Below are 4925 nucleotides of genomic sequence, written 5' to 3'. Positions count from 1 at the left end.
CGGTGCGCCGGAGCTCGCCGACGACAGCCGCTTCGCGACGAACGCGCAGCGCGTGGCGCACCGCGACGCGCTCGTGCCGTTGCTCGAGGCGGCGCTCGCGCGCGACGGCGCGCTCGCGTGGGAGGAGCGGATGCTCGCCGCCGGGCTCGTCGCGAGCCGCGTCCGCACGATCGGCGAGGGCCTCGAGCTCGCCGCCGAGCTCGGCCTCGACCCCGTCCGGCACGTGCGCGGCGCCGCCGGCGTCGGCCGCCAGCTCGCGTCGCCCATCCGCATCGACGGCGTCGCCCGCACCGCAGAGACCGCACCGCCCCTGCTCGGGGAGCACGACGCATCCGTGCGAGCCTGGCTCTCGCGCCCCGCCACCGACGAAGGAGCCCCATGACGACCGACCTCCTCGACATCGAGTCGCTGCTCACCGACGACGAGCGCGCCACGCGCGCACGGGTGCGCGCGCTCGTCGACCGCGAGATCCGCCCGCACATCGCCGACTGGTTCGAGCGCGCGGTCTTCCCGCGCGAGCTCGTGCCGGTGCTCGGCGAGGCGGGGCTGCTCGGCATGCACCTGACGGGCTACGGATGCGCTGGGCGGGGGGCCGTGGAGTACGGCATCGCGATGCAGGAGCTCGAGGCGGGCGACAGCGGCATCCGCACCTTCGTGTCGGTGCAGGGCTCGCTCGCGATGTCGGCGATCGCGAAGCACGGCTCGGAGGAGCAGCGCGAGGCGTGGCTGCCGCGCATGGCGCGCGGCGAGGCGATCGGCTGCTTCGGGCTCACCGAGCCGAACGCGGGCAGCGACCCGGGCGCGATGACGACGTTCGCGCGGCGCGACGGCGACGACTGGGTCCTCGACGGGGCGAAGCGCTGGATCGGGCTCGCGTCGATCGCCGACGTCGCGGTCATCTGGGCGCAGACCGACGAGGGCGTGCGCGGCTTCCTCGTCGAGACCGCCTCGCCCGGGTTCAGCGCGACGCCGATCGAGCCGAAGCTCTCGATGCGCGCCTCGATCCAGTGCGACATCGCGCTCGACGGGGTGCGGGTGCCCGACTCGGCGCGGCTCCCGGAGGCGCGGGGGCTCCGCGCGCCGTTCGAGTGCCTCAACGAGGCGCGGTTCGGCATCGCGTGGGGCGCACTCGGCGCCGGGCGCGACGCGCTCGAGGCCGCGCTCGCCTACGCGGGCTCGCGCGAGGTGTTCGCGCGGCCGCTCGCCGCGATGCAGCTCACGCAGGCGCGGCTCGCGGAGATGGTGCTCGCGCTGCAGCAGGCGCAGCTGCTCGCGCTGCACCTCGGGCGGCGCAAGGAGGCGGGGCTGCTGCGCCCGCACGAGATCTCGATGGGCAAGCTCGCCTCGGTGCGCGCGGCGATCGACATCGCGCGCGAGGCGCGCGCGCTGCTCGGCGGCAACGGCGTCTCGCTCGAGCACTCGCCCATGCGGCACGCGGCGAACCTCGAGAGCGTGCGCACCTACGAGGGCACCGACGAGGTGCACACGCTCGTGATCGGGCAGGCGCTCACGGGCATCTCGGCGTTCCGCGGCTGACGCCCTCATCGAGAGGGTCAGGCGAGCAGCAGGATCGCCGCGACGAGCGCGATGAGCGCACCCGCGAGCGTGCCGAGCAGCGCCGGCCACACGTGCCTCGCGCGGCCGCGGGCATGCCGGCGGATGCCGAGCAAGCCCACGCCCACCGCCGCGAGCGCCGCGGCGAGCGACGCGGCATCGCCCACCATCGGCAGCGCGAGGAGCGCGCCGGCGACCACCGCGAGCGCGATCGCGCTCTCGCCGCTCGCGTCGGCGGGCGGATGCTCGGCGGTCATCGCCGGTGATCCGGTGCCCGGGACGGGCGCCGGTGCTGGCGTCGCGGCGGAGGCCCGAAAGGGCCTCCGCCCTCAGCTCCAGCGCACATCCCACACGTGGTGCTCGAGGTCGTGGAGCGCGTAGACGAGCAGCGTCTCGACCGTGAACACCGAGCCGTTCGAGCGCCTGCCCGGCCGCTCCCAGGCGTCGGACGGCACCGCATCCGCCGCGTTCGCGAGCTCGGCCGCGGCGAGGTCGAGCTCGACGGCGACGTGCTCGGGCTGCTGGCCCGCGTAGTCGCCGTCGATCGCCGCCTGATCCTGGTCCCAGCTCGCGAACTCGGGATCGTCCTCCGTGAGCAGCTGGTCGAGCCGAGCGCGCATCACGGTGCAGACGTCGCGCACGTGCGCCGCGTACTCGAGCGGGGACCACGTCGAGTCGTCGGGGCGCTCGCCGACCGCGTCTCCGTGCAGCCGCGCGTGCATCGCCGCGCCGGCCGCGCGGATGCGCTCGCCGAGCGCGCCGCGCTCGACGAGCGCGGGGTCGAACCCGCACTCGGGGCAGCGCTCGCGCAGCACCCAGGTCCAGTCCTTCGTGTCGGGCTCGATCGGCATGCGACCACTCTCGCACGCGCGGACCCCGGCACGCAGGGCACGGCGGCGCGGCAACCGCGGCGCGTCGGATCATCCGCCCGGATGACGCGATCGCGCCGCCAGGCGGACGCGGCCGCCCCGAGCCGCTCCCTAGCGTCGGAGCCATGGCCTCGCTCCCCCTGATCCTGCTCGGCACGCTCGCGACCGCCGCCCCCTCGGTCGTCGTCATCGGCGGCGCGATCCTGCTCGTCGCGCTGCTCGCCCGCCGCCGCGATCCCCACCGCGAGCCGCGCGCGTGAGCCCGCGCCGCGCATCCGCGCCCGCCTCGTGTTGCGACCGCACGAGGCGGGCCGTACTGTATTCCTGAACGATCGGTCACTAATTCGGCCGAGCGGAGCGAGACCGTGACGACGGAGTCAGGAGCCCCCATTGGCCGAGGCCTTCCTCATCGGCGGAGCGCGCACGCCGGTCGGGCGCTACGGCGGCGCCCTCGCGAGCGTGCGCCCCGACGACCTCGCCGCGCTCGTGGTCGCCGAGGCCATCGCGCGCGCCGACATCCCCGCGCACGCGATCGACGAGGTGATCCTCGGCGGCGCGAACCAGGCCGGCGAGGACAACCGCAACGTCGCCCGCATGTCGGTGCTGCTCGCGGGCCTGCCCGACGACATCCCGGGCATCACCGTGAACCGCCTGTGCTCCTCGGGCATGTCGGCGATCATCATGGCGTCGCACATGGTCAAGGCCGGTGACGCCGACATCGTGGTCGCGGGCGGCGTCGAGTCGATGACGCGCGCGCCGTGGGTGCAGGCGAAGCCCGAGCGCGCGTGGGCGAAGCCGGGCGAGGCGTTCGACACCTCGATCGGCTGGCGCTTCACGAACCCGAGGCTCGCGGCGCGCGACAAGGCGACCTTCGCGATGCCCGAGACCGCCGAGGAGGTCGCGCGCGTCGACGGCATCACGCGCGAGGAGGCCGACGAGTTCGCGCTCCGCTCGCAGCAGCGCGCGATCGCCGCGATCGACGAGGGCCGCTTCGAGGCCGAGATCGTCGCCGTGCCGACCCGCGGCGGCGAGGTGACCGTCGACGAGCAGCCCCGCCGCGACACGAGCCTCGAGCGGCTCGCCGCGCTCAAGCCCGTGGTGGGCGGCGGCTCCGTCGTGACCGCGGGCAACAGCTCGTCGCTCAACGACGGCGCATCCGCGATCGTCGTCGCGAGCGAGGCGGCCGTCGAGCGCTACGGGCTCGCGCCGCGCGCGCGCATCGTGGGCGGCGCGAGTGCCGGGATAGCGCCCGAGATCATGGGGCTCGGGCCCGTGCCGGCGACCGAGAAGCTGCTCGCCCGCACGGGGTACTCGATCGACGACATCGGCGCGGTCGAGCTCAACGAGGCCTTCGCCACGCAGTCGATCGGCACGATCCGCCGCTTGGGCCTCGACGACGAGATCGTGAACGCCGACGGCGGCGCGATCGCGCTCGGCCACCCGCTCGGCTCCTCCGGCTCCCGGCTCGTCGTGACGCTGCTCGGCCGCATGGAGCGCGAGCAGGCCGACATCGGCCTCGCGACGATGTGCGTCGGCGTCGGCCAGGGCACCGCGATCCTCCTGGAGCGCGCGTGATGCTCCTCAACCGGTTCAGTGGTCGGCGAACGCGAATATCGCGTCGGCCGACCACAGGACCGGTTGAGATCTTCGGAGGGGTGCGATGAGCGAGACGCTGCGGGTCGAGGAGCGCGGCGACTTCGTGCTCGCGACCCTCGACCGGCCCGAGAAGCGCAACGCGATCGACCAGGAGCTCGTCGACGCGCTCCACGCGCTGTGCGCGCGGCTCGAGGTCGAGCGCCGCACGCTCGTGCTCGCCGGCTCGGGCGGCACCTTCGCCGCGGGCGCCGACATCGCGCAGCTGCGCGAGCGGCGCGCGGACGACGCGCGCAAGGGCATCAACACGCGCTGCTTCCAGCGCATCCGCGCGCTGCCGATGCCCGTCATCGCGGTGCTCGACGGCTACGCGCTCGGCGGCGGCGCCGAGCTCGCCTACGCCGCCGACATCCGCATCGGCACGCCGACGCTCAGGATCGGCAACCCCGAGACCGGGCTCGGCATCATCGCCGCCGCCGGCGCGACGTGGCGGCTGCCGCAGCTCGTGGGCGAGTCGCTCGCGAGCGAGATGCTGCTCACCGGGCGCATCCTGGGCGCCGACGAGGCGCTGCGGGTGGGCCTCGTGAGCGCGGTGCTCGAGCCCGAGCAGGCGCTCGAGCGCGCCGCCGAGCTCGCCGCGCGCATCGCGGCCCTCGACCCGGCCGCGACCCAGGCGACGAAGCGCGCCCTGCTCGCCCCCGCGAGCGCGCACCCCGAGCTCGAGCTCGAGGAGCAGGCGGTGCTCTTCGAGAGCCCCGAGAAGGTGCGCCGCATGACCGAGTTCCTCGAGCGCCGCGGCGCGAAGCGACCCGCCAGGGAGGCGACATGACCGACGTGACGGATGCGGTGGCGCCCGAGGGCGCGGAGCCCGCGGCCGGCCCCGCCGACGACACCGACGCGCAGGTGGGC

At 75.2% G+C, this 4925-nt stretch carries 7 protein-coding genes; 5 read left to right on the top strand and 2 right to left on the bottom strand.

The window, feature by feature from the left end; translation table 11 throughout:
- Positions 1-382 (top strand): CoA transferase (locus tag NWP09_RS11765; protein WP_258275693.1); only part of this gene is annotated, 382 nt, incomplete at its 5' end.
- Positions 379-1536, top strand: a complete 1158-nt coding sequence (locus NWP09_RS11760; protein WP_258275692.1) for an acyl-CoA dehydrogenase family protein — start codon at positions 379-381, stop codon at positions 1534-1536. The genes NWP09_RS11765 and NWP09_RS11760, both read left to right, overlap by 4 nt.
- Positions 1537-1553: 17 nt before the next feature.
- Here NWP09_RS11760 and NWP09_RS11755 read toward each other — a convergent pair whose 3' ends face one another.
- Both NWP09_RS11755 and NWP09_RS11750 read right to left on the bottom strand, forming a co-directional pair.
- Positions 1554-1811: a hypothetical protein gene (locus tag NWP09_RS11755; RefSeq protein WP_258275691.1), complete on the bottom strand. Its 258-nt coding sequence runs from the start codon at positions 1809-1811 to the stop codon at positions 1554-1556.
- 72 nt (positions 1812-1883) lie between these two features.
- Positions 1884-2405 (bottom strand): DinB family protein, encoded by a 522-nt coding sequence (locus tag NWP09_RS11750; protein WP_258275690.1) that lies wholly within the window; start codon positions 2403-2405, stop codon positions 1884-1886.
- Positions 2406-2548: 143 nt separating this feature from the next.
- Here NWP09_RS11750 and NWP09_RS11745 point away from each other — a divergent pair, with 143 nt between their 5' ends.
- The 3 genes from NWP09_RS11745 to NWP09_RS11735 all read left to right on the top strand — a co-directional run bounded on the left by NWP09_RS11745 (position 2549) and on the right by NWP09_RS11735 (position 4845).
- Positions 2549-2683, top strand: coding sequence for a hypothetical protein (locus NWP09_RS11745; RefSeq protein ID WP_258275689.1), 135 nt, complete (start codon positions 2549-2551; stop codon positions 2681-2683).
- A 130-nt stretch (positions 2684-2813) separates the two neighbouring features.
- Entirely contained in the window at positions 2814-3998 is a 1185-nt protein-coding gene (locus tag NWP09_RS11740; protein WP_258275688.1) for an acetyl-CoA C-acyltransferase, read from the top strand.
- A gap of 85 nt (positions 3999-4083) precedes the next feature.
- Positions 4084-4845: an enoyl-CoA hydratase/isomerase family protein gene (locus NWP09_RS11735; RefSeq protein ID WP_258275687.1), complete on the top strand. Its 762-nt coding sequence runs from the start codon at positions 4084-4086 to the stop codon at positions 4843-4845.
- Positions 4846-4925 lie beyond the last annotated feature (80 nt).

The organism is Agrococcus sp. HG114, assembly GCF_024723325.1.
In the GTDB taxonomy this organism is placed as follows: domain Bacteria; phylum Actinomycetota; class Actinomycetes; order Actinomycetales; family Microbacteriaceae; genus Agrococcus.
This window is presented reverse-complemented; position numbering and strand designations above follow the sequence as displayed.